This window comes from Sphingomonas sp. (assembly GCF_041661825.1).
Classification (GTDB): Bacteria; Pseudomonadota; Alphaproteobacteria; order Sphingomonadales; family Sphingomonadaceae; genus Sphingomonas.
The window spans coordinates 33929-59528 of sequence record NZ_JBAZTU010000004.1 but is presented as its reverse complement, the minus strand read 5'-3'; the positions used below and the strand labels follow the sequence as shown (position 1 = coordinate 59528).

At 66.4% G+C, this 25600-nt stretch carries 24 protein-coding genes; 15 read left to right on the top strand and 9 right to left on the bottom strand.

All coding sequences use genetic code 11. From position 1 onward, the window contains the following. Positions 1-3: 3 nt before the first annotated feature. Complete coding sequence (locus WC729_RS18815; RefSeq protein WP_372855621.1) at positions 4-786, top strand: crotonase/enoyl-CoA hydratase family protein; 783 nt, start codon at positions 4-6, stop codon at positions 784-786. Between the two features lie 23 nt (positions 787-809). On the opposite strand, the gene WC729_RS18810 is transcribed toward WC729_RS18815, so the two are convergent. The 3 genes from WC729_RS18810 to WC729_RS18800 form a co-directional block, all read right to left on the bottom strand. Next, positions 810-1259 carry an acyl-CoA thioesterase gene (locus WC729_RS18810; RefSeq protein WP_372855619.1) on the bottom strand — a complete coding sequence of 150 codons (450 nt, stop codon included), beginning with the start codon at positions 1257-1259 and terminating at the stop codon, positions 810-812. A 133-nt stretch (positions 1260-1392) separates the two neighbouring features. Continuing rightward, positions 1393-2175: an SDR family NAD(P)-dependent oxidoreductase gene (locus WC729_RS18805; protein ID WP_372855617.1), complete on the bottom strand. Its 783-nt coding sequence runs from the start codon at positions 2173-2175 to the stop codon at positions 1393-1395. A gap of 10 nt (positions 2176-2185) precedes the next feature. Then, positions 2186-3355, bottom strand: coding sequence for an acetyl-CoA C-acetyltransferase (locus tag WC729_RS18800; protein WP_372855615.1), 1170 nt, complete (start codon positions 3353-3355; stop codon positions 2186-2188). Between the two features lie 106 nt (positions 3356-3461). On the opposite strand from WC729_RS18800, the gene WC729_RS18795 reads away from it, so the two are divergent. Together WC729_RS18795 and WC729_RS18790 are read left to right on the top strand one after the other, a co-directional pair. Next, a complete protein-coding gene (locus WC729_RS18795) occupies positions 3462-4127 on the top strand; it encodes a nitroreductase (RefSeq protein ID WP_372855613.1) in 666 nt (221 codons plus the stop codon). Positions 4128-4220: 93 nt separating this feature from the next. Beyond that, the gene (locus tag WC729_RS18790) at positions 4221-5420 is read left to right on the top strand and encodes an MFS transporter (protein ID WP_372855611.1); all 1200 of its coding nucleotides are present in this window, start codon (positions 4221-4223) and stop codon (positions 5418-5420) included. 22 nt (positions 5421-5442) lie between these two features. Here the strand turns inward: WC729_RS18790 and WC729_RS18785 are convergent, their stop codons facing one another. Together WC729_RS18785 and WC729_RS18780 are read right to left on the bottom strand one after the other, a co-directional pair. Next, complete coding sequence (locus WC729_RS18785; protein ID WP_372855609.1) at positions 5443-5709, bottom strand: hypothetical protein; 267 nt, start codon at positions 5707-5709, stop codon at positions 5443-5445. 68 nt (positions 5710-5777) lie between these two features. After that, positions 5778-7253 carry a DEAD/DEAH box helicase gene (locus tag WC729_RS18780; protein ID WP_372855607.1) on the bottom strand — a complete coding sequence of 492 codons (1476 nt, stop codon included), beginning with the start codon at positions 7251-7253 and terminating at the stop codon, positions 5778-5780. A gap of 273 nt (positions 7254-7526) precedes the next feature. Here WC729_RS18780 and WC729_RS18775 point away from each other — a divergent pair, with 273 nt between their 5' ends. Next, positions 7527-8720, top strand: a complete 1194-nt coding sequence (locus tag WC729_RS18775; RefSeq protein WP_372855605.1) for an ATP-binding protein — start codon at positions 7527-7529, stop codon at positions 8718-8720. Between the two features lie 80 nt (positions 8721-8800). Further along, complete coding sequence (locus tag WC729_RS18770; protein ID WP_372855603.1) at positions 8801-9142, top strand: response regulator; 342 nt, start codon at positions 8801-8803, stop codon at positions 9140-9142. A gap of 32 nt (positions 9143-9174) precedes the next feature. Here WC729_RS18770 and WC729_RS18765 read toward each other — a convergent pair whose 3' ends face one another. Beyond that, positions 9175-10329 carry an acyl-CoA dehydrogenase family protein gene (locus tag WC729_RS18765; RefSeq protein WP_372855601.1) on the bottom strand — a complete coding sequence of 385 codons (1155 nt, stop codon included), beginning with the start codon at positions 10327-10329 and terminating at the stop codon, positions 9175-9177. Positions 10330-10447: 118 nt separating this feature from the next. On the opposite strand from WC729_RS18765, the gene WC729_RS18760 reads away from it, so the two are divergent. Then, positions 10448-11449, top strand: a complete 1002-nt coding sequence (locus tag WC729_RS18760) for a fumarylacetoacetate hydrolase family protein (protein WP_372855599.1) — start codon at positions 10448-10450, stop codon at positions 11447-11449. A 94-nt stretch (positions 11450-11543) separates the two neighbouring features. Here WC729_RS18760 and WC729_RS18755 read toward each other — a convergent pair whose 3' ends face one another. Beyond that, the gene (locus WC729_RS18755; protein ID WP_372855597.1) at positions 11544-14888 is read right to left on the bottom strand and encodes an error-prone DNA polymerase; all 3345 of its coding nucleotides are present in this window, start codon (positions 14886-14888) and stop codon (positions 11544-11546) included. Between the two features lie 57 nt (positions 14889-14945). On the opposite strand from WC729_RS18755, the gene WC729_RS18750 reads away from it, so the two are divergent. Together WC729_RS18750 and WC729_RS18745 are read left to right on the top strand one after the other, a co-directional pair. Further along, positions 14946-15233, top strand: coding sequence for a type II toxin-antitoxin system Phd/YefM family antitoxin (locus WC729_RS18750; RefSeq protein ID WP_372855595.1), 288 nt, complete (start codon positions 14946-14948; stop codon positions 15231-15233). Beyond that, positions 15230-15637 (top strand): type II toxin-antitoxin system VapC family toxin, encoded by a 408-nt coding sequence (locus WC729_RS18745; RefSeq protein WP_372855593.1) that lies wholly within the window; start codon positions 15230-15232, stop codon positions 15635-15637. Before WC729_RS18750 ends, WC729_RS18745 begins: the two co-directional genes overlap by 4 nt. 2 nt (positions 15638-15639) lie before the next feature. Here WC729_RS18745 and WC729_RS18740 read toward each other — a convergent pair whose 3' ends face one another. Both WC729_RS18740 and WC729_RS18735 read right to left on the bottom strand, forming a co-directional pair. Further along, entirely contained in the window at positions 15640-17136 is a 1497-nt protein-coding gene (locus WC729_RS18740; protein WP_372855591.1) for a DNA polymerase Y family protein, read from the bottom strand. Between the two features lie 277 nt (positions 17137-17413). Further along, complete coding sequence (locus WC729_RS18735) at positions 17414-18166, bottom strand: ImuA family protein (protein WP_372855589.1); 753 nt, start codon at positions 18164-18166, stop codon at positions 17414-17416. Between the two features lie 122 nt (positions 18167-18288). Between WC729_RS18735 and WC729_RS18730 the strand changes: the two genes are divergently transcribed. The 7 genes from WC729_RS18730 (at position 18289) to WC729_RS18700 (ending at position 25385) form a co-directional block, all read left to right on the top strand. Next, complete coding sequence (locus tag WC729_RS18730) at positions 18289-19092, top strand: glutaminyl-peptide cyclotransferase (RefSeq protein WP_372855587.1); 804 nt, start codon at positions 18289-18291, stop codon at positions 19090-19092. Positions 19093-19388: 296 nt separating this feature from the next. Next, entirely contained in the window at positions 19389-20678 is a 1290-nt protein-coding gene (locus WC729_RS18725; protein ID WP_372855585.1) for a thiamine pyrophosphate-dependent enzyme, read from the top strand. Positions 20679-20740: 62 nt separating this feature from the next. Beyond that, positions 20741-21745, top strand: a complete 1005-nt coding sequence (locus tag WC729_RS18720) for an alpha-ketoacid dehydrogenase subunit beta (protein WP_372856626.1) — start codon at positions 20741-20743, stop codon at positions 21743-21745. A gap of 1 nt (position 21746) precedes the next feature. Next, complete coding sequence (locus WC729_RS18715) at positions 21747-23087, top strand: dihydrolipoamide acetyltransferase family protein (RefSeq protein ID WP_372855583.1); 1341 nt, start codon at positions 21747-21749, stop codon at positions 23085-23087. A gap of 2 nt (positions 23088-23089) precedes the next feature. Further along, positions 23090-23743 carry an MAPEG family protein gene (locus WC729_RS18710; protein ID WP_372855581.1) on the top strand — a complete coding sequence of 218 codons (654 nt, stop codon included), beginning with the start codon at positions 23090-23092 and terminating at the stop codon, positions 23741-23743. Positions 23744-23794: 51 nt separating this feature from the next. Next, positions 23795-24514, top strand: coding sequence for a hypothetical protein (locus WC729_RS18705; RefSeq protein ID WP_372855579.1), 720 nt, complete (start codon positions 23795-23797; stop codon positions 24512-24514). 85 nt (positions 24515-24599) lie between these two features. Next, the gene (locus WC729_RS18700; RefSeq protein ID WP_372855577.1) at positions 24600-25385 is read left to right on the top strand and encodes a pyrroline-5-carboxylate reductase; all 786 of its coding nucleotides are present in this window, start codon (positions 24600-24602) and stop codon (positions 25383-25385) included. Positions 25386-25600: the final 215 nt, after the last annotated feature.

The following is a 25600-nucleotide window of genomic DNA, read 5'->3' as shown; positions in this document are numbered from 1 at the left end:
CCGATGAACGACCGTGTCTCGATCACCGTCGCCGATCATGTCGCCGATGTCCGCCTGACCCGCGCCGACAAGATGAATGCGATCGATCCGGCGATGTTCAAGGGCATCGCCGCGGCGATCGACCAGTTGAACGGCATGGCCAGCGTCCGCGCGGTCGTGCTGTCGGGCGAAGGCCGCGCCTTCTGCGCCGGGCTCGACATGCAGAGCATGGCGGGCGGCGGATCGGGGATCGATCTCGGCAGCCGGCGGCCGGATGGCGCCAATCTCGTGCAGCAGGTGTCCTGGGGCTGGCGCATGCTGCCGATGCCGGTGATCGCGGCGGTGCACGGCGTGGCGCTGGGCGGTGGGTTCCAGATCATGTCGGGTGCCGATATCCGCATCGCCGCGCCGGGCACGCGCCTGTCGATCCGCGAGGGGCATTGGGGTCTCGTGCCCGACATGGCTGGCATTGCCCTGTGGCGGACGCTTGCGCGCGACGATGTGCTGCGCGAGCTGACCTATACCGCGCGCGAATTCACGGCCGAGGAAGCGCTGGGCTATGGCTTCGTCACGCGCCTGGCCGACGACCCGCATGAGGCGGCGATGGCGTTGGCGCACGAGATCGCCGGGCGCAGCCCGCATGCGGTGCGTGGGAGCAAGCGGCTGTTCAACCTTGCCGCCGATGCCGATCCCAAGGCGATCCTCGACGCCGAGACGGTCGAGCAGTTGCGCGTGATCCGCCAGCCCAATCAGGTCGAGGCAGTGATGGCCAATATGGAAAAGCGCCCGCCCAGGTTCAAAGACTAGGGGGTTTCAAAGATCAGGGCGCTTCAAAGATTGGGCAGCGGCGCGGTGCTTTGGATCCGGTATTTTTCCAGCCCCGCGCGAAACTCGTCCGGCAAGCGGGTCGCGCCCGATGCTGCGCTCATCACGATCGCGGCATCGCACGTGGCGATGGCGAAACCCTGCTGGAACGCAGTCGACAGGATCTGCCAGCTGCGGGTGCCGATCTCGCCGATGCCGGTCGCGATCTCGACATCGGCGGGGAAATTGCCCTCGGCGAGATAATTGATCTCGATCCGCGCGACGAGCCAGCGATGCCCTTTCCAGCCGGACAGCCCCATCGCCTGGTTGAAGCGCACCCGCCCGCTCTCGAACAGGGCGGCCATCGCGACATTGTTGATATGGCCGAGCACGTCCAGATCCTGGAATCGCGTCTGGATCGTCTCGCTGTGCGGATAGGCGGATGGGTTCAGCCGGGATGGATCGGGACGGGCCATGCTTAATTCCCTTCCCGCTCGCGGGAGGGGCTAGGGGAGGGCATGTCAGCAAAAGGGAGGTCGCGTGCGATGACAGGCCCTCCCCCGACCCCTCCCGCAAGCGGGAGGGGAGATAGATCGGGGAGGAGAAAAATCACCGCGGCGCCATGCGGATGGCGCCGTCGAGGCGCACATCCTCGCCGTTGAAATAACTGTTCTCGATCATCGCCAGCGCAAGCTGCGCATATTCGGGCGCGTTGCCGAGGCGCTTCGGGAAAGGCACCGACGCCGCCAGATTGTCCTTCACCTGTTGCGGCGCGCCCTGCAGCAGCGGGGTATTGAAGATGCCCGGCAGGATCGTGTTGACCCGGATGCCCTCGCCCATCAGGTCGCGCGCGATCGGCAGCGTCATGCCGACGACTCCCCCCTTCGACGCGGAATAGGCCGCCTGGCCGATCTGGCCGTCCTCGGCCGCGACGCTGGCGGTCATCACGATCGCCCCGCGCTCGCCATCCTCGCCCGGCTCCAAGGTCAGCATGCCCGCCGCCGATTTAGCCACGCAGCGGAAGGTGCCGACCAGGTTGATCTGAATGAGCCAGTTGAACGCTTCGAGCGAGAAATGCTTGATGCTGCCGTCTTCCTTGGACCGGCTGGCCGTCTTCATGGCGTTACCGGTGCCGGCGCAGCAGACCAGGACGCTCTCCTGCCCGTTCGCCGCGCGCGCCCTGGCGAAGCCGGCATCGACGCTTTCGTCGGAGGTCACGTTCACTTCGCAGAACACGCCGTCGATCTCGGCTGCGACCTTCTCGCCCTTCTCCGCCTGGAGATCGAAGATCGCGACCTTCACGCCCCTGGCGGCAAGCGCCCGCGCGGTCGCCTCACCCAGGCCGGAGGAACCGCCGGTAACGACGGCGGCGATGTTGGTGTCGAGTTTCATGCGTCTCTCCTCAAACCCGCTCGACGATGGTGACGTTGGCGATGCCGCCGCCCTCACACATCGTCTGCAATCCGTAACGAAGCCCGCGCGTGTGCAGCGCATGGACCAGGGTCGCCATCAGCTTGGTGCCCGACGCGCCGAGCGGATGGCCGAGCGCGATCGCGCCGCCATTGACGTTCAGCCGCGCCGGGTCGCCGCCGACATGCTTCAGCCAGGCGAGCGGCACCGGCGCGAACGCCTCGTTGACTTCGTACAGGTCGATATCCTCGATCTTCATGCCCGCCCGCTTCAGTGCCTTGTCGGTCGCGAACAGTGGCTCCTCGAGCATGATCACCGGATCGCCGCCGGTGACGGTCAGGTTGTGAATCCGCGCGAGCGGGGTCAGGCCGTGATCCTTGAGTGCGCGTTCGCTCACCACCAGCACGGCGCTCGCGCCGTCGCAGATCTGGCTGGCATTGGCGGCGGAGATCACCCCGCCTTCCTGCAGCAGCTTGACCGAGTGGATGCCCTCGAAAGTCGCGTCGAAGCGGATGCCTTCATCGATGGTGTGGCAGGCCTCGCCCTCGGGCGTGACGATCTCGAGCCCGACGATCTCGTCCTTGAAATCGCCACGTTCGGTCGCGGCGGCGGCGCGGCGATGGCTCTCCAGCGCGTAACGGTCGAGCGCATCGCGATCGAAGCCGTATTTCTCGGCGATCATCTGTGCACCGAGGAACTGGCTGAACTGGACGCCGGGATAGCGCGCCTCCTGGCGCGGTGACTTGGATTTGCCGAGGCCCGCCTGCGCGAACAACATGCCGGTCGAGCCCATTGGCACGCGCGTCATGCTCTCGACGCCCGACGCGATCACCACGTCCTGCGTCCCGGAAAGCACTGCCTGCGCCGCGAACTGGATCGCCTGTTGGGAGCTGCCGCATTGCCGGTCGATCGAGACGGCGGGCACGCTTTCGGGCAGCTTCGATGCCAGCACCGCGCCGCGCCCGATCTGGAACCCCTGCTCGCCGCCCTGGCTCACGCAGCCCATGATGACGTCCTCGATCGCGGCGGGGTCGATACCGGACCGGTCGACGATCGCGTCGAGTACTGCGCCGCCCATATCGGCCGGATGCCACCCCGCGAGCCTGCCGCCGCGCTTGCCGCCAGCGGTGCGTACCGCCTCTACGATATAGGCCTCGGCCATGCTCCGCTCTCCATCAGGTTCGTATTTGCAACCCACTCTTGCCCAATCCCGGCGGGTCGGCAAGGGTGGCCGGGCGTACCCGATCGTCGAAATATGGAGATGCAGGATGAATGTGACGGATGCCGTAGCGGCACGGCGATCAGTCCGCGGATTCCTGGAAACGCCGGTCGAGGCAGATGTATTGAAACGGATCGTGACCAAGGCGGCACGGGCGGCGACCGGGGGCAATCTCCAGCCCTGGCATATCGATCTGGTGACGGGCGAGTCGCTGGCCAGGCTCAAGGCAATGATGATGGCCAAGCTGCTGTCGGGCGAGACCGAGGAGCATGCCTATGCGATCTACCCGCCGAGCCTGACTGCGCCCTATCGCGACCGGCGCTTTGCGGTAGGCGAGGCGATGTATGCCGAGATCGGCATCCCGCGCGAGGACAAGGCGGCACGGCGCTTGTGGTTCGCACGCAACTTCCAGTTCTTCGGCGCGCCGGCTGCGTTGTTCTGTACCGTCGACCGGCAGATGGGGTCGCCGCAATGGGCCGATCTCGGCATGTATCTGCAGAATGTGATGCTGCTGGCGGTCGAGGCAGGGCTGGCGACCTGCGCGCAGGAATGCTGGGCGGTCTATCCGGAGACGATCACCGGGTTCCTCGGCACGCCACCGGAGCGGATGCTCTTTTGCGGCATGTCGATCGGCTATGAGGATGAGAGCGAGCCGGCGAACCGGTTGCGGACTGCGCGCGCACCTGAGGGGGAATGGCTGACGGTCCGCTCCTGATTCCTTGTCCGCTTCGCGCGGGCGGAATAAAACGCATCCCTCCATCCCAACTCTGCAATTGACGCTGCACTGCAGCATCGCCACCTGTGGCCGATGCTTGATCCGACCGCGCCGGCTTTGCTCGCCGAACCCGCCACCCCGGCCCACCGCGTCGGCCTGACGCATCTTGCGCTCGCGGTCGGCGGCTTTGCGATCGGCACGACCGAATTCGCGACGATGAGCCTGGTCCCGGATTTCGCGCGTGACCTTCATATCGACGCGCCTACTGCCGGCCATGTCATCAGCGCCTACGCATTGGGCGTGGTGGTGGGGGCGCCGACCATTGCCGTGCTCGCTGCGCGCATGTCGCGCCGCACGCTGCTGATCCTGTTGATGAGCTTCTATGCGCTCGCCAACGTCCTGACCGCCTTCTCGCCCAGTTACGCCGTGATGATGGGCCTGCGCTTCCTCAGCGGCCTGCCGCACGGCGCCTATTTCGGCATCGCGACTCTGGTCGCGGCCTCGCTGGTCCCGCCGGGCAAGCGCACCCAGGCAGTAGCGCGGGTGCTGCTCGGGCTGACGGTAGCGACGATCGCCGGGGTGCCGCTGGCCAATTTCCTCGGCCAGACGATCGGCTGGCGCTGGAGCTTCGCGATCGTCGGTGCGCTCGCGCTGCTGACGGCGGCGCTTGTCGCGATCTACGCCCCGCGCGACTTGCCGGACAGGACGCGCAGCCCGCTCGCCGAGCTCGATGCGCTGAAACGCGGGCAGGTGTGGCTGACCCTCGGCGTCGGTGCGATCGGGTTTGGCGGGTTGTTCGCGGTCTATACCTATCTCGCCTCGACCCTGACAGAGGTCACCGGCGTGTCGCCGCTGATGGTCCCGGTCGCGCTGACGGTGTTCGGCGTGGGCATGACGGCAGGGAACCTCGTGATCCCGCGTTTCGCTGACCGCGCGCTGATGCCGACGGCCGCGGGGCTGCTGGTCTGGAGTTTCGTGGCCCTGGCGCTCTATCCGCTCGCCGCGCTGAATTTCTGGACGATGCTGGTCGATGTCTGCGCGATCGGTGTCGGCGGGGCGCTGGGGACGGTATTGCAAACCCGACTGATGGACGTATCGGGCGACGCGCAGGCGCTGGCCGCGGCGCTGAACCATTCGGCGTTCAATGTGGCCAACGCGCTGGGGCCATGGCTTGGCGGGCTGGCGATCGCGGCAGGGTTTGGGTGGACGTCGACCGGCTGGGTCGGGTGCGGGCTCGCGCTTGGCGGGCTGGCGATCTTGGCGGTGTCGGTAAGCCTGGAGCGGCGGCGCTGACCCTTCCCTGTGCGGCGAGGAACTAGAGTATCACCGTTTCCGGCTTCGCTTCTTCCAGGGCCGCCAGCACCATCCGTTCCCACACGGCCGCATCGCCAGCAGCCGCCATCGTCGCATCCGGCGCCCGCAACGTGTGCAGCACCGCGACGGCGTCGCGCAGATGATCTTTCCACGCGCGCTCGACCAGGTCGGCGGCGGATTCGGCATCGCCCTCGGCATTGGCGCTGATGCGCTGGCCCGCGAGCACGCGGGCGATGCGTTCGGCGATGGTGGTAGTGGCGACGTCCATGCTGGTCTCCTCGGGTTTCCCCGTCTCAACCCCTCAGGACGTCGCTGGTATCCTTGGGCCGGTATCCCTCAGCCCGCTGCGGGCGAACGGCGACCGCCGCCCGAATGGTTGCGGCCCTGACCACCGGGGCGGCCGCCGCCACCGGGACGGCCCTGGCCGCCGGGACGGCCGCCGCCGTTCGGGCGACCTGCGCCCGCATTGTAAGGACGACCACCCTCGGGCCGAGCGCCCTGCGGACGGCCGGCACCTTCGGGACGTGCACTCTGCGGGCGGGCCTGGCCTTCGGTGCGGGCGCCGGTCGGGCGTGCGGCATGAGTTGCACGCGGCGGCGCACGGTGGCGGCCCGAATCGTCGCGCCGACGATCGTCGTCCGACCCAGCCGGGCGTGCCGCCTTGATCTTCGCTGCTTCGGCGGTGAAGCCTTCGGGCAGCGGCATCGGGGTCGCCTTGACTCGCGTCAGCTTCTCGATGTCGCGCAGATACGAACGCTCGTCATCCGCCACGAAGCTGATCGCCACGCCCGACGCGCCGGCGCGCGCGGTGCGGCCGATGCGGTGGACATATTGCTCGGGCACATTGGGCAGCTCGAAGTTGAACACATGGCTCACGCCCGACACGTCGATGCCGCGCGCGGCAATGTCGGTCGCGATCAGCACCTTGACCTTGCCGGCCTTGAACTCGCTGAGCGCGCGCTCGCGCTGCGGCTGGCTCTTGTTGCCGTGGATCGCATTGGCGGCGATGCCGGCATGGCCGAGCAGCTTCACGACGCGGTCGGCGCCGTGCTTGGTGCGGGTGAACACCAGGCAACGCTCGATCTCCGGGTTGCGGAGATGGATGGTGAGCAGCGCCTGCTTTTCCGACTGGTTGACCAGGGTGGCGTACTGATCGACGCGCTCGGCCGTGGTCGCGACGGGCGCGACCTTCACGGTCGCCGGATCGTTCAGGAACTGGTCGGCCAGCTCGCGGATCGCGTTGGGCATGGTCGCCGAGAAGAACAGGGTCTGGCGCTGGCGCGGCACCATCTTCACGATCTTGCGGAGCGCGTGGATGAAGCCGAGGTCAAGCATCTGATCGGCCTCATCGAGGACCAGGATCTCGAGCGTCGCGAGGCTGACGAAGCGCTGTTCGATCAGGTCGAGCAGGCGGCCCGGCGTTGCGACCAGGATGTCGATGCCGCGCGCCATGTCCTGGCGGTTCTTGTTGATGCTGGTGCCGCCGAACACGGTCGCGACCGACATCTTGGAGAATTTGCCATAATCGCGCGCGCTGTCGGCGATCTGGCTGGCCAGCTCGCGCGTCGGCGCGAGGACGAGCATGCGGCAATGCGTCGGCAGCACGTTCTTGGGCGCATTGACGAGGCGCTGGATGGAGGGAAGGACGAACGCGGCGGTCTTGCCGGTGCCGGTTTGCGCGATACCGAGAAGGTCGCGGCCGTCGAGCAGGGTCGGGATCGACTGCTTCTGGATCGGGGTGGGGGTGGTGTAGCCCTTGGCTTCGAGCGCGCGGACGAGCGGCTCGGCGAGGCCGAGATGTGCGAAAGACATGAGAATTATAGTCCAATATTAGCCGGGCTCGCGAGTCCGGCGGACGCACGAGTGGCGGGGGAGAATGACACCCCGCGTGAAAAGGGAAGCCCGTTAAAAACGACCGAGGCGGAGCCTGGACCCTAAGGTCCGATCACGCTGCATGACGCCTCGATACGGCGCATATGCATGTTGCGGTGCAAAAAGTCAATATCGGTGGGGAAACGGTTGATCCGGATCAGCGATGAGTCGCGTGACGTGCCCGCGGATCGCGCCTAGGCTAATGCGGTGCAGATGGGGGATCTTGCTCAGCCGACGGCGTTCGAGCTCGATATCGCGGCGATCAGGCGGATCGATGCGGTGCCGACGATCCTCGACGTCGTTTGCCGCACCACCGGCATGGGCTTCGCGGCGGTCGCGCGTGTCACCGAGGACCGCTGGATCGCCTGCAGCGTGCGCGACGACATCGCTTTCGGGCTGGCGCCCGGCGGCGAGCTGGAGGTCGAAACGACGATCTGCAACGAGATCCGCGAAAGCCGCGAGCCGGTGATCATCGATCACGTCGCCGAGCATCCCGATTTCTGTCATCACCACACGCCCGCCACCTACGGCTTCCAAAGCTATATCTCGATGCCGATCCTGCTGCCCGACGGGCGTTTCTTCGGCACGCTCTGCGCGATCGATCCGCGTCCGGCGCAGGTGAACAATCCCGAAACGATCGGCATGTTCCGTATGTTCGCTGACATGATCGCCTTCCATCTCGACGCTCAGGCCCAGATCGAGCGGAGCGCGGCGACCCTGCTCGACGAGCGCAGGACCGCCGAGCTGCGCGAGCAGTTCATTGCGGTGCTCGGCCATGATCTGCGCAACCCGCTCGCCTCGATCGATGCGGGCACGCGTCTTCTTGCGCGCGACCCGTCACCCGAACGCGCGGCGAAGGTGCTCGGGCTGATGCAGAGCAGCGTCGCGCGCATGGCGGGGCTGATCGACAATGTGCTCGATCTCGCGCGCGGCCGGCTGGGTGGCGGGCTGACGCTCCAGCGCGCGCCGGTCCAGCTCGGGCCGGTGCTCGGGCTGGTGATCGAGGAATTGCGCGCCAGCCATCCGACGCAGCAGGTCGAGGCAGTGATGGACCTCGACACGGAGGTCGATTGCGACCGCGGCAGGATCGCGCAGCTGCTGTCGAACCTGCTCGGCAACGCGCTGACCCATGGTGCCGCCGAACAGCCCGTAATGGTGCATGCCGCGACGCGCAGCGACGTGTTCGAACTCTCGGTCAGCAATGCGGGCGAGGAGATTCCACCGGCTGCGATCGAACGCCTGTTCCAACCCTTCGCCCGCGGGGCGGTCCGCCCGGACCAGGCGGGGCTCGGCCTCGGCCTCTATATCGCCTCGGAAATCGCCCGGGCGCATGGTGGTTCGCTCAGCGTTGCGTCGTCGCCGATGCAGACGCGTTTCACCTTCATCATGCCCCTGATCGGGACCTGATAAAAATAAACCTCCCTGACTCGTACCCGTTTCTGTTTGTGGTACGTTAACATTTGTTAGGGAGATCGCCGGTGTGTCACGTGCTGATCATTGAGGACGAGGCATTGATCGCCCTCGATCTCCAGGAAATGTTGTCGGGCGCGGGCGCGACGACCTTTTCCTTTGCCGAAACCGAGGGCGATGCGATCGAGGCGGCGCGGTTACTTCGGCCCGATGTGATCATGTCCGACGTGATGCTGCGCGAGGGCACCGGCCCGCAGGCGGTCGCGGTGATCCAGGACGAAATGGGGCCGCTCCCGGTGATCTTCGTCACCGCCACGCCTGCATCCTGCAGCAGCTGCGATCCGCCTGCGATCGTGCTGGGCAAGCCGGCGATCGACGCGAAGGTGCGCGAAGCCTTCCGAGCCGTGGCGCCCTGCTGACTCCGATCATGCCCCCTGGGAGGGTATGATGATCAGAGCGACCGCCCGATCAACTCCTTCATGATCTCATTGGTCCCGCCATAAATCCGGCTGACCCTTGCCCCGCGCCAGGCCCGCGCGATCGGGTACTCATTCATGTAGCCGGCACCGCCATGGAGTTGGAGGCACTTGTCCATCACCTCCCATTGCAGCTCGGTATGCCACAGCTTGGCAGCGGCGCCCTCGGTCGGGGTCAGCTCGCCGGCGAGGTGGCGCCTGATCGCCCAGTCGAGATGCGCCCAGCCGACCTGCAGCTTCGCCTTGAGATCGGCCAGCACGAAACGGGTGTTCTGGAAGTCGAACACCACGCCGGCGAACGCCTTGCGGTCCTTGGTGAAGGCAACCGTCTCGTCGAACGCCTTTTGCGCCGAGGCCTGCACCCCGACCGCGATCGACAGCCGCTCCTGCGGCAACTGGCTCATCAGATAGATGAAGCCCTTGCCCTCCTCGCCCAGGCAATTGGTCATCGGCACGCGCACGTCCTCGAAGAACAGCTCCGAGGTGTCGGCGGCGTCCTGGCCGATCTTGTCGAGGTTGCGCCCGCGCTTGAAACCCTCCCGATCGCTCTCGACCAGGATGATCGACATGCCCTTATAGGCTGGCTTGGCGTCGGGATCGGTCTTGGCGACGACCAGGATCAGGTCGGCATTCTGGCCATTGGTGATGTACGTCTTCGACCCGTTGACGACATAATGGTTGCCGTCCTTCTTCGCCGAGGTGCGGATCGATTGCAGGTCGGAACCGGTGCCCGGCTCGGTCATCGCGATGGCGGTGATCGTCTCGCCCGAGACCAGGCGCGGCAGCCACTGCTTCTTCTGCTCCTCGGAGCCGTACTGGACGATATAGTCGCAGACGATGTCGGACTGGAGCGAGAAGCCAAGCGGGGTGCCGGCGTACGAGATTTCCTCGTCGATGATCGCGTTATAGCCGAAATCCAGGCCCAGCCCGCCATATTCCTCGGGCACCGTCGGGCACAGCATCCCGATCGCGCCGGCCTTGGTCCAGATCGCCTTGTCGACGATGCCTGCCTCTTCCCATTCGGTGACGTGCGGCACCGCTTCTTTCTGCAGGAAGCTGCGCACGCTCTGGCGGAACGCCTCGTGATCCTCGTTGTACGCGAAGCGGCCGGGCACGGTGTCGAGCGACATTCTTCTCTCCTGATCTGCTTTGGGAAGAGGTTGCGGGCAGTTTACGCGAACGTCAAGCTCGCTTGCGCTCGACAGCGGGGTCGATCGGACTATGCTTCCGGGAAACACAGGAGAGCGCATGAAACTGGCCAGCCTCAAGCATGGACGCGACGGCAAGCTTGTCGTCGTTTCGAACGATCTGGCCTGGTATGCCGATGCGGGGCACATCGCCCCCACGCTGCAGGCGGCATTGGACGATTGGGATCGGCTGCTGCCCGATCTGCGCAACTTGGCGACCGATCTCGAGCATGAGATGATCCCGATGCGGCGTTTCCATGAACATGGCGCGGCGGCGCCGCTGCCGCGGGCGTATCAATGGGCGGACGGCTCGGCCTATGTGAATCATGTCGCGCTGGTGCGTCAGGCGCGCGGTGCCGAAATGCCCGAGACCTTCTGGCACGACCCGTTGATGTATCAGGGCGGCTCGGACGGCTTCCTGGGCCCGCGCGACCCGATCCCGCTGGCGGACGAAAGCTGGGGCTGCGACCTCGAGGCCGAAGTGGTGGTGGTGACGGGTGACGTGCCTTTGGGCGCGAGCCGCGAGCAGGCGCTGGACGCGGTCCGTCTCGTGGGTCTGACCAACGACGTGTCGCTGCGCAACCTGATCCCGGGCGAACTGGCCAAGGGCTTCGGCTTCTTCCAGTCCAAGCCGGCCAGCGCCTTCTCGCCGGTGTTCGTCACGCCCGATGCGCTTGGCGACTGGTGGAAGGACGGCAAGCTCCACCGCAAGCTGATGGTCGATCTCAACGGCAAGGCCTTTGGCCGGGCCGAAGCGGCTGTGGACATGACCTTCGATTTCGGCACCCTGATCGCGCATGCCGCGAAGACTCGGGCGCTTGGGCCGGGCACGATCATCGGCTCGGGCACCGTCTCCAACCGCGATGTCGATGGTGGGCCGGGCAAGCCGATCGCTGATGCCGGCGTAGGCTATTCGTGCATCGCCGAGGTCCGCACGGTCGAGACGATCCGCGGCGGTGCCGCGGTGACGCCGTTCCTGAAAAAGGGCGACACGGTCCGCATCTGGGCCGAGGACGACAAGCGCCATCCGATCTTCGGCGTGATCGAGCAGACGGTGGAATGACTTGAATTCCTCCCCCGGGAACCGGGGGAGGGGGACCATTCGCCGGAAGAGGCGAATGGTCCCCCTCCCCGAGCAAGCTCGGGGAGGAACAAGTTCAGTGGAAATCGTGCGAGCGGATCGGGATCACCTCTTCCATCTCGCCCCCGAACAACGGCAATCTCGGTCGATCCCGCGGATCGATCGTACCGCCATGCGTCGCCCCGTCGCCGGGCATCTTCATGTTCGGCAGATCCAGATCGCCGATGCCGCGCAGCAAAGGGGTATGGTCCACGATCCGGTCGGCAACGACATGGATGACGCCGCTTTCCGATTGAACGCGGCCGACCACGCTGATCATCGACGCCGACATCAGGATGCGGCGTTGCGCCTCGAACCGGTCCTTCCACAGGATGGCATTGGCGATGCCGGTCTCGTCCTCCAGGGTCACGAACACCACGCCCTCGGCGCTGCCCGGCCGTTGCCGCACCAGGATAATCCCCGCCACCTCGACTCGGGCGCCGTCCTTCATCGTCTTGAGATCGCTGCACCGCCTGATGCGCAGCCGGTCGAGCGTGCCGCGCAGGAAGTGGAGCGGATGACTGCGCAGGGTGAGCTGAGTCGCCCGGTAATCCTCCACCACCTCCCGGCCGGCAGTGAGTGGGGTGAGCGCGACGGCTGGCTCGCGCGCTTCGGGAATGATGGCGCCCGCCCGCGTGTCGGCGGCGGTCAGCAAGGGCAGCGGCACCTGGCCCAGCCCCTTGATCGCCCATAGCGCCTGGCGCCGGTTCAGGCCCAGGCACTGGAACGCATCGGCCCGGGCGAGCTTCTCGAGCGCCGCGGGTTTCACGCCGGAGCGGCGCCAGGCGTCCTCGACCGACGTGAAGGCCCCGGTCGCACGGGCTTCAACGATCGCCCCGGCATCGTCCTCGCTGAGTCCCAGCACGATCCGCATGCCGAGCCTGATCGGCAGGAGGGTCCGCCAGTCGGCGTCGGTGCCCCAGAAGCGCGCATCGCGCGGTCGGTCGTTCGGCGTCGTCGGAACGACGATCGTGTCCCAGTCGCTGCGATTGATGCACACTGGCAGCGCCTCGACCCCATGCTCGCGCGCGTCGCGGATGATCTGGGCGGGCGCGTAGAACCCCATCGGCTGTGCATTGAGCAGGGCGGCGCAGAAGATCTCGGGATGATGGCATTTCATCCAGGACGAGGCATAGGCGATCTTGGCGAAGCTGGCGGCGTGACTCTCGGGAAAGCCGTAGCTGCCGAAGCCCTCGATCTGCTTGACCAGCCGCTCGGCGAAATCGAGCGTGATGCCATTGGCGAGCATGCCCTTGATGAGCTTGTCGCGAAATTCGCCGACACCACCCGTCTGCTTGAATGTGGCCATCGCGCGGCGTAGCCGATCCGCCTCGCCTCCGCTGAAACCCGCGCCCTCGATCGCCACCTGCATCGCCTGTTCCTGGAACAGTGGCACGCCCAACGTCTTTTCGAGAACGACGCGGAGTTTCGGGCTGGGATAATCGATCTCCACCTTGCCTTCACGCTGCTGCTCGCGCCGCTTGAGATAGGGATGCACCATATCGCCCTGGATCGGCCCAGGGCGGACGATCGCGACCTGGATCGCGATGTCGTAGAAATTGTCAGGGCGCATGCGCGGCAGCATCGACATCTGCGCCCGGCTTTCGATCTGGAACACACCGAGCGTGTCGGCCGTGCAGATCATCGCGAAGGTCTCGGGGTCCCGGTCCTGCAGCACCGGGCTGTCGAGCCGGAGATCGATCTTCTTGTGCGCGCGCAGCAGGTCGAAGGTCCGGCGCATGCAGCCGAGCATGCCGAGGCCCAGGATATCGACCTTCATCAGGCCAAGCTCCTCCACGTCGAGCTTTTCCCATTCGACCACGCGCCGGTCGATCATCGCGGCGGGCTCGATCGGCAGCAGCTCGTCGAGCCGGCCCTGGGCCAGCACGAAACCGCCGGGATGCTGCGACAGATGCCGCGGCGTGCCGATCAATTGCTTTGCCAGATCGAGCGTCAGGGCGAGCCGCTGCTCATGCGGATCGAGGTTGAGTGCCTCGACATGCTCCGGGGGCAAGCCGTCGCTCGACCAGCCCCAGACCTGTCCCGAGAGCGCCGCGGTCATGTCCTCGGACAGGCCAAGCGCCTTGCCGATCTCGCGCAGCGCGCCGCGCGTGCGGAACCGGCTGACCACCGCCGTCATTGCAGCATGGTTCTCACCATAGGTCTCGTAGATCCACTGGATCACTTCCTCGCGGCGCTCATGCTCGAAATCGACGTCGATATCGGGCGGCTCATGGCGCTCGGTCGAGATGAAACGCTCGAACAACAGCTTGTGGTAAACCGGGTCGATCGAGGTGATGCCGAGCACGAAGCAGATCACTGAATTGGCCGCCGAACCGCGACCTTGGCACAATATCTCCTGGCTGCGCGCGAACCGCACGATCGAGTTCACGGTCAGGAAATAGGGCGCGTATCCCATCTGCTCGACCAGCGCGAGTTCATGCTCCAGCAGTGTCGTATAGGCAGGCGGGATCGGCTCGGGTGCGAACCGCTCCGCCAGCGCCGTACGCGCCATTTTCGCCAGCGCGTCCTGCGGCGACCTGCCGCTGATCACCACCTCGTCCGGGTAGCGATATTGCTCCTTCAACTCGCGGAGCGAGAAGGTGCAGCGCTCGACGATCGCTTCGCTTGCGGCAATCGCTTCCGGATAGCGTTTGAAGCGTCGCACCATCTCCTCGGGCGATTTCAGGTGCCGGTCGGCACTGCGCTCCCGCCGGAAGCCGAGATCGTCGATCGTGCAGGTGTTGCGGATCGCAGTGACGACATCCTGCAACATGCGCCGCTCGGGCTTGTCGTAGAGCGCGTCCCCGGTGGCGAGCGGGGCCAGGCCGAACTGCCGCGCCTTTTCTGCCAGCAAATGCAGCCGCAGCGGATCACCCGGCCGGCGATGCTGCGTCAGGCACAGATGCCCACGCTCGCCGAACACATCCGCCATCCAGCGCAACGCGAGTTGATCTTCCGCGAAGGTCTCGGTCATGCCGGGCACCAGCGCACCTACCAGTCCCGTCGCATGTGCCGCCACATCCTCCCAATGCAGGAAGCATTGCCCCTTCTCCCCCTTCTGCGCATCCGCCCGTCCCTTGCCGAGGGTGAGCAACCGGGTGAGGCGGCTCCAGGCGGGCCGATCCTCGGGCCAGACGAGCAGGGAAGTGCCGTCGACCAGGTCGAGCCGGCAGCCGGCGACCATGCGGATCGGGTAACCCTGTTCCGTAATCTTCTCGGCAGCGACCAGCGCGCGCACCACGCCGCCGACCGAGTTGCGATCGGTGATGCCCAATGCCGGCATGCCTGCCAGCGCGGCAGCGGCGAACAATTGCTCGGGGGAAGAGGCACCGCGCTGGAAGCTGTAATGCGTCGTCACCTGAAGTTCGGAATAGGTCATTGGCGATGCGGCACGAAATGACTATATAAGATGTACATTTCATCGGGAGCAGCCGCGATGGGCAAGATGGTGAGCGCAACGGAATTCAAGGCGAAAAGCCTGAAGCTAATCGACGAGATGGAACGCAGCGGCGAGTCCTTGACCATCACGCGTCGTGGCAAGCCGTCGCTCACGCTCAGCGCGCGCAGGGCAGGAGTGCCTGTGGGGCAGAGCCTGTTCGGCTGCATGCAGGGATCGGTGAAGATCCTGGGGGACATCGTCGGGCCGATCGATCCCGATTGGGAAGCCGAATGGCTCGCCAATAATCCGGCCGAGCTGTACGCGCCGAGGACCCCGTCCAAGTGATCCTGCTCGACACGCATGTGCTGCTCTGGCTGGTCGAGGACGGCAAGCGGCTCGGCGCGGCGGCACGCAAGCGAATCGAGGCGGAGGCGGGCGACGTCTATTTGTCGGCCATGTCGTTCTGGGAAATTGCGATGCTGGCAGATAAGCGGCGCATCGCCCTTTCGATGCCCATGTCGCAATGGTCCGAACGGCTTCTTGGTCAGGGCCATTTCAAGGTCGTGTCTGTCGATCCCGCTATCGCAAGCGATGCCGGCGCATTGCCTGGGGACATTCATGGTGATCCGTCGGATCGGATGATCATTGCCACGGCGCGGTCGCTTGGTTGTCCGATATTGACGGTTGACGGACCTATTCTTGCCTATGCGGCGAGGGGCCATGTCGAGGCGATCGACGCAGGGCGCTGACATCACCCGAACGCTCCGTGCATGAACCAGGCGAGGTCGCCCGTCTCGGCGCGCTCGCCGTCGCCGCGGCGGAACAACCAGAAGCGCTGGCCGGCCTCGTCCTCCACCCGGAAATAATCCCGCACCGAATGCTGCTCGGTCGCGCGCTTCCACCATTCGCCGTGCACGCGCTCGGGGCCGTCGGCGCGCACCACGTGGTGAGTCGTGCCGCGCCAGGTGAAGCGGCGCGGCGGCTGATCGGGCAGCTCGGCGATGACATGATCGAGCAGCTCCGGGCGGCGCAGCATGCGCACCGGGCGCGGCCAGCGATGGTGCCAGGGGTGGAGATCGGGCGTGCGGTCGAGCCGGCGGACATCGGCTGCCTTGAGCGGGGCGGCAGCGCGTTCGGGCGGGTCGAGTGCGGGCGCTGGTTCGACCGATCGTTCGGGCACATCGCTTTCCACCGGCCGGGTGCGCCACAGCCGCGCATCGCCGATGCGGTTGGCCAGCGTATCGACCAAGGGCGCGATATCGGGCGGGGTTTCTTCGAGCCGCTCCTCGAACGGCACGGGGCCGAGCGGATCGGCGCGGCGCACATGCAGCGCGAGTGCGTCGATGCCGAATCCCGGTGCGATCTCCTCGATACGGCGCACGATCAGTCGCAGCAAATGCGCGGGGTCGCGATTGGGGCGGGCCAACCCGATACGCAGCCGCTGCGGCACGCCGTCGATCCGGTCCGCGACCAGCTCGATCGCCCGCGCGCCCTGGCCCGCTTGCGTGAGCGCGGCGACCAGACGCGGCATGAGCAACGCCAGCCAATGCTCGATCGCTTCCGCCGTCGCGATCGGCTCGGCGAAGCGCTGGATCACGGCGATATGCTCGGGCGGGATGACGGGATGGAGCGGCTCGCCGATCCGCCCGCTCGCCTGGTCGATCCGCAGCACCAGCATCTTGCCGAACCGGCGCGCGAGCGGCGCACGCGGCATGGCGACGAGTTCGCCGATCGTCTCGACGCCCAGCCGCTTGAGCAACTCGATCGCGCTCGGCTCAGCCCGCAGCGCGGCGATCGGCAGGGGCGAGAGGGCTGCGTCCTGCGCACTCGGCGGGCAGATCGTCACGCCGTCCCGCGGCTGATGGCCGTAACGCGCCAGTGCCCAGGCCGCACCCGTCGTATCCGCCACCGCGATCCGCGCCCGCACGCCCATCCGCGCGAGCAGCCGCACGATCCGCCGCGCCATCCGCTCTTCGCCGCCGAACAGATGCGTGGTGCCGGTCAGTTCGATGAACAGCCCGTCCTCGCCCGACAATGCGACGATCGGCGACCAGCGTCGCGCGGCGGTGAGCGCGAGACGTTCGAGATCGGCCCGGTCGCCCGCGGGATCGGCTGGGCGGATGTCGAGATCGGGCACCTGCGCGCGCGCCTGAGTCACCGCCATGCCGGCCCGGATGCCGAGCAGATGCGCGGCATGGCTGGTCGCGGCGACGAGGATCTTGCTGCCTTCGCGGATCGAGGTGATCAATGGCTCCTCCCCGGAACGGGGAGGGGGACCATTCGCTACTTCAGCGAATGGTGGAGGGGGCTCGCCCCAAGCGTACCGTCTGCGGAAGCCCCCCTCCACCAGCTGCGCTGGTCCCCCTCCCCGTTCCGGGGAGGATGAGCCGGGTGCCCCATCATCGCTTCTCAACCGCGGCAAGGTCGGCCCCTCATCCCCCCGCGCCCAGCGCGCGCCGGGGCGCCAGCCGCCGTCGCGTGGGGCCGCCTTGATATCCATGATCGGCTGTGTGGCCCGGCGCGCGTCAGGCGGCGCGGCGGTGCGTTCCGCCCGCCGCAGCCGGTCGATCGGCCAGTCGGGCAGGTAGAGCGAGGCGACCCGTTTCATCGCATGCCTCCATCGTCCATTTATGGGGTTCGCCGCCGCGCTGACGGACCAGTTCGATCCGCCAGCGCGGGCAACCGACGCCTTCGACCGGGAGCGGAGTCGAAGGCGCGGCGGCGATTCTCCAGCGCGTCACCGCGGCGGACGGCACGGCAAGCGGATTGCCGCCCTCGCGTGCATGGCGCTTGAGCAGCAGCGCGATCGTCTTGCCGCCCTCCGCCGCAAGCTGAAGCCGGCGAGTATTGGCCATAGAGGCGCTCTTCGCTTCGCCGATCACGGCGCCCAGCCCGCGGTGGCGCAGCCCTTCCTCCATCAGCGCGAGCAGCTCGGCGTCGTCAGCGGCCTCGGCATAGAGGATACGCTCGGGTGCTAGCCCCGCCTGGTAGAGCCCGGGCGCGAACAGGTCGCGCCGCCGTACCACCCACAGCACCGGGCCCCAGGCGCGCGCGGCAATCCCGGCCATGAACAGGGTCGCGGCGGCATCGTCGCCCATGCCGGGGCTGGCCGCGGCGATCTCGTGCAGGGCATCGAGCCGCAACCCCGTCGTCGCCAGCCGCGAATCGATCGCGCCGATCCCGAAGGGCAGCACCGGCCGCCGGCGCAGCCCATCCCCCTCGATTGCGCGAAGGGTCTCGCGTAAGGCAGAAAGGGCGACGGCTGACGACAAGAACACGACTCGCTGAATGAGTATGTTCTCATTTTGTTCCTGTTGGCGCAGCGAGTCAATCGGGGAGTCGAGCCTTCGCCCGGGGGCGCCCTCTTTCGCTTCCCCCATCGCCATGCAACACCGGGGCGATGTTCCATCGTGTCCTGCTGTTCGTGTTGCTTTGTCTGGCCGGTTCCGTCGCAACGGCGCAGGGTTCCATCCCGGTACAGCGTGTCGAGATCGTGAGAACCTATCCGCACGACCCCGCGATCTTCACGGAAGGCCTCTTCTATCGCGACGGCGCGCTCTATGAGAGCTCCGGATTGCGCGGCCAATCGTCGCTGCGCCGGGTCCGGATCGAGGACGGCCGGACGGAAATCCAGACATGGCTGCCTGGCGCGGTGTTCGGCGAGGGAATTGTCGACTGGGGCGACGAGATCATCGGCGTCACCTGGCGCAACGGCGCCGGCTATCGCTGGGACGCGCGGACGCTCAGCCTCCGTACCGGCTTCGATTTCGATGGCGAGGGCTGGGGCCTGACCCGCGACGGCGAGTCGCTGATCCTGAGCGACGGCTCACCCATCTTGCACTTCCTCGATCCCGCGACCTTTCAGGAGCGGCGGCGGATCCGCGTTACCGCTGGCGGCAAACCGGTCCCGCTGCTCAACGAGCTCGAATGGGTCGACGGGGAAATCTACGCCAATATCTGGAAGACCGACCGCATCGCGCGGATCGACCCGGTGACGGGCGCGGTGAAGGCGTGGATCGATCTGGCCGATGTCGATCGGCTCGGCGGCGGGCAGGACAGCGAGGATGTGCTGAACGGCATCGCCTGGGATGCAGCGGGCAAGCGCCTGTTCGTCACCGGCAAGCGCTGGTCGAAACTGTTCGAGATCCGCCTGTTGCCACCCGGTCCGGTCGTTCAGGCGGTGCGGAGCGTGAAGACCCGGTAACGCTTGAGCGCGAAGCTCATCAGCGGCGTCACGAACAGCATCGCCGGCCCGATTGACTCCTGTCGACCCACAAACGCCGGCCCGACCTGCATTTTTGCACGTCAAGCCGAATGGGCGGGCATATGTGGCTTTCCTTGCGGAAAACGTCTTGCGACAGAATGGTCAACCCTTCGTAACGGTCGGCACAGCGGCGCCCCTCGCCAAGTGCTTTGAAATTTTATAACAAGGCCCCCGAACGGCGACTCCGTGCGTTGGCCTCATGCAAACGCGCGAAACGCGCCCTGATTGGAGAGAGCATGGCAAGCGACAGTCCGCGCGCCAATTTACAGCCATTGTCGCTCTATGTGCCGGAACCCAAATTCCGCCCCGGCGACACGGTCGATTTCACTGAGGTCGCGATCCCTGTGGCCGGCGACGCCCGCCGGCCCGACACCGCCGACCGCGCCGAGACCTTCATCGACCTCGCTTATGAGCTGGTCCGCGTGCTCGACGACGAGGGCAATGCCGTCGGCCCGTGGAACCCCCGCCTGTCGCCCGATACGCTCCGCGCGATGCTCCGCTCGATGGTGCTGGTCCGCGCGTTCGACGAGCGCATGTTCCGCGCCCAGCGCCAGGGCAAGACCAGCTTCTACATGAAATGCCTCGGCGAGGAGGCCGTCGCTGTCTCCGCTGCCTTCGCGCTCGATTACGAGGACATGTGCTTCCCGTCCTACCGCCAGCAGGGCCTGCTCATCGCGCGCGGCTGGTCGATGGTCGACATGATGAACCAGATCTACTCGAACAAGGGCGATCGGCTTCAGGGCAAGCAGTTGCCGATCATGTATTCGGTCAAGGAAGCCGGCTTCTTCTCGATTTCCGGCAATCTCGCCACGCAATATCCTCAGGCCGTCGGCTGGGCGATGGCCTCGGCGGCGAAGGGCGACACGCGCATCGCCGCCACCTGGTGCGGTGAGGGCTCGACCGCCGAGGGCGACTTCCACTCCGCCTGCACTTTCGCCAGCGTCTACCGCGCGCCGGTGATCTTCAACGTGGTCAACAACCAATGGGCGATCTCGAGCTTCTCCGGCTTCGCCGGCGCTGAATCGACCACCTTCGCGGCGCGCGCGATCGGCTATGGCATCGCAGGTCTCCGCGTCGACGGCAACGACGCGCTCGCCGTCTATGCCGCCACCGCCTGGGCCGCTGAGCGGGCGCGGACCAACCAGGGTCCGACCCTGATCGAGCACTTCACCTATCGCGCCGAAGGCCATTCCACCTCGGACGATCCCGGCCAGTATCGTTCGGCCGGCGAGCCCACGGCCTGGCCGCTCGGCGATCCGATCAAGCGTCTCAAGGATCACCTGATCCATATCGGCGAATGGGACGAGGATCGCCACGCCGCACAGGACCTCGCGCTCGCCGAGGAGGTGAAGCGTGCGCAGAAGGAAGCCGAACAGAACGGCATCCTCGGCCACGGCCTCCACCAACCGCTGGACACGCTGTTCGACGGCGTGTTCGAGGAGATGCCCTGGCATCTGAGGGAACAACAGGCACAGATGCTCGCGGAAGAAACCGCCTCGGGCCGGCCATGGGCACGCAAGTCATGAGCGACATCACTGATCCCGCCGACATCATAGCCCCTGAAGGTAACGAAGACGGCACTGCCCGCATGAACATGATCCAGGCGATCAACTCGGCCATGGACGTGATGATGGCCCGCGATCCCGATGTGATCGTGATGGGCGAGGATGTCGGCTATTTCGGCGGCGTGTTCCGCGCGACCGCGGGCCTCCAGGCGAAATACGGCAAACAGCGCGTGTTCGACACGCCGATCACCGAATGCGGCATCATCGGCGTCGCGGTCGGCATGGGTGCGTACGGGCTTCGGCCAGTGCCCGAGATCCAGTTCGCCGATTACATCTACCCGGCGCTCGACCAGCTCGTGTCGGAGGCGGCGCGGCTGCGCTACCGTTCGGCCGGCGAATTCACCTCGCCGATCACGGTGCGCTCGCCCTTCGGCGGCGGCATCTTCGGCGGCCAGACGCACAGCCAGTCGCCCGAGGGCATCTTCACCCACGTCTCCGGCGTGAAGACGGTGATCCCGTCGACGCCATACGATGCCAAGGGCCTGCTCATCGCGGCGATCGAGGACAATGATCCGACGATCTTCTTCGAACCCAAGCGCATCTATAACGGCCCGTTCGACGGCCATTGGGATCGCCCCACCAAGAACTGGTCGCTTCATCCCGCGGGCGAGGTGCCGACCGGCTATTACAAGATCGAGCTGGGCAAGGCGAAGATCGTCCGTGCCGGCGAGGCACTGACCATCCTGGCATACGGCACCATGGTCCATGTCTGCCTCGCGGTGGTCGAAGAGGCTGGGGTCGATGCCGAGATTATCGATCTGCGCACCTTGGTGCCGCTCGATATCGAAGCGATCGAGGCCTCGGTGAAGAAGACCGGCCGCTGCATGATTGTGCACGAGGCGACACGCACCAGCGGTTTCGGGGCCGAACTCTCTGCGCTCGTCCAGGAACGCTGCTTCTACCATCTCGAAGCGCCGATCGAGCGTGTGACCGGCTTCGACACGCCCTATCCGCACAGCCTGGAATGGGCCTATTTCCCCGGGCCTGTCCGCATCGGCGAAGCGCTGAAGAAAGTGATGAAGGACTGACATGGCACGTTTCACGTTCAAGCTTCCCGACATCGGGGAAGGCATCTCCGAGGCGGAGATCGTCGCGTGGCACGTGGCCGTGGGCGATCGTGTGGAAGAGGATCAGGGCCTCGCCGACATGATGACCGACAAGGCGACGGTGGAGATGGAATCGCCGGTCGCGGGCGTCGTGGTCGAGCTGGCCGGAGAGGTCGGCGACCAGGTGTCGATCGGTGCGGCGTTGGTGGTGATCGAGACGGACGCTGCCGAGGGCACGATCGAGCCCTCGCCGGAGACGGTGGCGGATGTCGCGCCGGGCGACCTGCCGGCGGAAGAGACCAGGACTGAGGAAGTCGAAGAGCAGTTCGAAGCGGAAACCCCGGGTGCGGAAGTGATCGACGCTCCCCAACCGTTCGTTTCGAGCGACGTCGAGAAACCGGCCCCGGCACCTGAGCCCGTCGCTGAATCCGCATCTGCCACAGCGAGCGCCCGTGTCCTCGCCTCTCCCGCGGTCCGCGCTCGCGCAGCCGATCTCGGCGTCGATCTCGGCTCGGTGAAGTCGGAAGGCGACCGCGTCCGCCACGCCGATCTCGACGCCTTCCTGCGCTACGGCTCGGGCCAGGGCTATCACGCCCCGCATGCATCGCGTGCTCGCGCCGATGAACCGATCAAGGTCATTGGCATGCGCCGGCGCATCGCCGAGAACATGGCCGCCTCGAAGCGCGCCATCCCGCACTTCACGTATGTCGACGAGATCGATGTCACCGCGCTCGAGGACATGCGCGCCGATCTCAACGCCAATCGCGGCGGCCGGCCCAAGCTGACCATGCTGCCCTTGATGATCGTCGCGATCTGCAAGTCGATCCCCGACTTCCCGATGATCAATGCCCGCTATGACGACGAAGCCGGCGTGGTTACCCGCCACGGCTCGATCCATCTCGGCATGGCGACCCAGACCCCGGCCGGCCTGATGGTCCCGGTGATCCGCGACGCGCAGGACCTCAATGTCTGGCAGCTCGCCAGCGAGATTGGCCGCCTTGCCGAGGCCGCCCGCACCGGCAAGGCCAAGAGCGAGGAGCTCAGCGGCTCGACCCTCACCATCACCTCGCTCGGCCCGCTCGGCGGCATCGCGACGACTCCGGTGATCAACCGGCCCGAGGTCGCGATCATCGGCCCGAACAAGATCGTCGAGCGCCCCGTCTTCGCTAAGAATAGCAAGGGGGGCGACGACATCGTCCGCGCCAAGCTGATGAACCTCTCGATCAGCTGCGATCACCGCGTCGTCGATGGCTGGGACGCGGCAAGCTATGTCCAGGCGCTCAAGAAATATCTCGAGACGCCCGTCCTGCTCTTCGCCGACTGACGATGTCGAACCGCCTCGTCCCGGGATCGATCGAGGCGCAGCAGCGCACGCTCGCCATGGGCGTGGTGCTGGCGTTGCCGGTCGCGATCGGGCTGTGGTTCGTCATCGACCGTTCCATGCCGCCGGTCCCGGGCATGGCGACTCAGGCGGCGCGCTTCTACTTCGCGCTCCACTGCGTCGGCATTGCGACGCTACTCGCCCTGCTGCCGGGGATCGAGGCGGTCGCGCATGAACGGCTGGTGACGCCGGCGATCGACCCGCTGGCCGGCGCTGAATCGCGGCGGATGCGGGTCAACCAGCGCTACGTCCAGAATACGATCGAGCAGCTCTGGCTGTTCGCGCCGGGGGTGCTGATGCTCGCCGTCCAGGCGCGCGACGGCGGCTCGATGCGCGCGGTGGTCGCCTGCACCACCCTCTGGGTGCTCGCGCGCTGGGTGTTCTGGATCGGCTATCTGCTCGGCCCGCGGTTTCGTTCGGCCGGGCTGATCGGGATGGTGCAGAGCATGATGGTGCTGCTCTATTGCGTCGGCCGCTTCGGTTATCTCTGGCTCGGCTGGTGGGGTGCCGTCGCGCTGATCGCGCCCTTCGCCCTGGCCGAACTGTTCATCGTCGGCCTGCTCCGCTGGGAAAGCTGGCGCGCGCAGGATGCAGCCTGACGCACCTTCTCGCCGGTTCGCGCGTTTTCATGGCGAACCGAGGAGATTCCCATGTCCGCACCGCTCACTGACTGGAAGGTCCTGCCGCATGGCCGGCTGACCGAGGTCGCGCCGAACATCCTCACCGTCACCGGCACGATCCATATGCCGATCGGCGATTTCCCGCGCCGGATGACGATCGTCCGGCTGCGCGATAGCCGGCTGGTGATCTTCAACGCGATCGCGCTCGACGAGGAAGAGATGCGCGAGATCGAGGCGTTCGGCGACCTGGCCTGGCTGATCGTACCCAATGCGCATCACCGCCTCGACGCGGGCATCTGGAAGGATCGTTACCCGTCGCTCCGGGTCGTTACGCCGCCCGCCGCGCGCGAGAAGGTCGAGGATGCGGTGCCGGTCGATGCCATCAATGTCGATTTCGACGATCCGGATGTGACCTGGATCGTCGTGCCCGGCACGCATTCGGGCGAGTCGGCGCTGCGGGTCGACGGGGCGGACGGCACGACGCTGATCCTCAACGACATCGTCGGCAATATCCGGGACGCGCACGGCTTCAGCGGCTGGCTGCTCAAGCTGATGGGCTTTGCCGGCGACGCGCCGCACGTGCCCGGTCCGGTCAAGCTGGGCATGGGCAAGAGCAAGGCCGATCTGGCGGCACAGCTTCGCGCCTGGGCGGCGCTGCCCGGATTGAAGCGCATCATCGTCTCGCACGGCGAGACGATCGAGGATGATCCACGCGGCGCGTTGACCGCGCTGGCCGACACGCTGGAGTAGTGCCGCGCGGTGACAGCATCGCGCCAGCCTTCTACCGCTATCGCCCCGAACCTGCGGCGTCGTCCGGCGTCGATCGGAGCATGGCATGAATCTCGGTTTTATCGGCACCGGCACCATCAGCGCGGCAATCGTGCGCGGCCTTGGTCCTTCCTTCGGCGAGCGCGGCACCATTCACCTCTCGCCCCGTAGTGCGACGGTCGCCGCGGCGCTGGCGGCAGAATGGCCGCATGTGCGCGTTGCCGCCTCCAACCAGGCAGTGCTCGATGCGAGCGACGTGGTGATGCTCGCGGTCCGGCCGCAGGTCGCGCGCGAGGTGATCCCGCCACTGCGTTTCCGCCCCGACCATCATGTCATCAGCCTGATCGCCACACTGTCGCTCGAAACCCTTGGCGACCTCGTCGCCCTCGCGCGCAGCATCACCAAGGCCGTGCCGCTCCCCGCCGTCGCGCTGGGCCGCGGCGCGACTGCCATCTATCCGCCCGACCCGATCGCCGCCAGCCTGTTCGACCGCACCGGCACCACGATCCAGGTGGAGGATCCCGCCAGCTTCGACGCGCTCAGCGCCGCCACTGCGACCATGGCATCCTGGTTCGGTTTCGCGGAGTCGATCGCCGCATGGCTCATCGACAACGGCATCCCCGCCGGCGAGAGTCGCCGCTATGTCGGGGCCATCTTCGATGGGCTGGCGGCGACGGCGGCCACCATGCCCGGGCACGACTTCCCCGCACTCGCCGCCGATCATGCGACTCCGGGGGGTCTCAACGAACAATTGCTCGATCATCTGACGCAGGAAAAACTGTTCGCTGGCGTCCGCCAGGGGCTGGACGCGATCCTGGCGCGGATCGAGGGCCGCGCCGCGCCGGAATCGTGACCATCGTCTCGATCGCCATCCTTCGCATCTGCAACAGGATGGCTGCCCCATTCCGGGCAGGTCAAGGACGGGTATCGACCTAAGCTCTTCATTCCATGACATGATTTGTCATAAAAAGAACATCTATTTGTGGTTATTATTTGGTTGCATCAGCTAGCATATTCCCAAATAATAGTTGTGCGATTCGGTTTGGATCGAAATCAGTCGAAAAGATC

Bases quoted from the DNA above. Each gene is read 5' to 3' on its own strand.
- WC729_RS18815 (WP_372855621.1), top strand. From the start codon at position 4: ATGAACGACCGTGTCTCGATCACCGTCGCCGATCATGTCGCCGATGTC.
- WC729_RS18810 (WP_372855619.1), bottom strand. From the start codon at position 1,259: ATGGCCCGTCCCGATCCATCCCGGCTGAACCCATCCGCCTATCCGCAC.
- WC729_RS18805 (WP_372855617.1), bottom strand. From the start codon at position 2,175: ATGAAACTCGACACCAACATCGCCGCCGTCGTTACCGGCGGTTCCTCC.
- WC729_RS18800 (WP_372855615.1), bottom strand. From the start codon at position 3,355: ATGGCCGAGGCCTATATCGTAGAGGCGGTACGCACCGCTGGCGGCAAG.
- WC729_RS18795 (WP_372855613.1), top strand. From the start codon at position 3,462: ATGAATGTGACGGATGCCGTAGCGGCACGGCGATCAGTCCGCGGATTC.
- WC729_RS18790 (WP_372855611.1), top strand. From the start codon at position 4,221: ATGCTTGATCCGACCGCGCCGGCTTTGCTCGCCGAACCCGCCACCCCG.
- WC729_RS18785 (WP_372855609.1), bottom strand. From the start codon at position 5,709: ATGGACGTCGCCACTACCACCATCGCCGAACGCATCGCCCGCGTGCTC.
- WC729_RS18780 (WP_372855607.1), bottom strand. From the start codon at position 7,253: ATGTCTTTCGCACATCTCGGCCTCGCCGAGCCGCTCGTCCGCGCGCTC.
- WC729_RS18775 (WP_372855605.1), top strand. From the start codon at position 7,527: ATGGGGGATCTTGCTCAGCCGACGGCGTTCGAGCTCGATATCGCGGCG.
- WC729_RS18765 (WP_372855601.1), bottom strand. From the start codon at position 10,329: ATGTCGCTCGACACCGTGCCCGGCCGCTTCGCGTACAACGAGGATCAC.
- WC729_RS18760 (WP_372855599.1), top strand. From the start codon at position 10,448: ATGAAACTGGCCAGCCTCAAGCATGGACGCGACGGCAAGCTTGTCGTC.
- WC729_RS18755 (WP_372855597.1), bottom strand. From the start codon at position 14,888: ATGACCTATTCCGAACTTCAGGTGACGACGCATTACAGCTTCCAGCGC.
- WC729_RS18750 (WP_372855595.1), top strand. From the start codon at position 14,946: ATGGGCAAGATGGTGAGCGCAACGGAATTCAAGGCGAAAAGCCTGAAG.
- WC729_RS18730 (WP_372855587.1), top strand. From the start codon at position 18,289: ATGTTCCATCGTGTCCTGCTGTTCGTGTTGCTTTGTCTGGCCGGTTCC.
- WC729_RS18725 (WP_372855585.1), top strand. From the start codon at position 19,389: ATGGCAAGCGACAGTCCGCGCGCCAATTTACAGCCATTGTCGCTCTAT.
- WC729_RS18720 (WP_372856626.1), top strand. From the start codon at position 20,741: ATGAACATGATCCAGGCGATCAACTCGGCCATGGACGTGATGATGGCC.
- WC729_RS18715 (WP_372855583.1), top strand. From the start codon at position 21,747: ATGGCACGTTTCACGTTCAAGCTTCCCGACATCGGGGAAGGCATCTCC.
- WC729_RS18710 (WP_372855581.1), top strand. From the start codon at position 23,090: ATGTCGAACCGCCTCGTCCCGGGATCGATCGAGGCGCAGCAGCGCACG.
- WC729_RS18705 (WP_372855579.1), top strand. From the start codon at position 23,795: ATGTCCGCACCGCTCACTGACTGGAAGGTCCTGCCGCATGGCCGGCTG.
- WC729_RS18700 (WP_372855577.1), top strand. From the start codon at position 24,600: ATGAATCTCGGTTTTATCGGCACCGGCACCATCAGCGCGGCAATCGTG.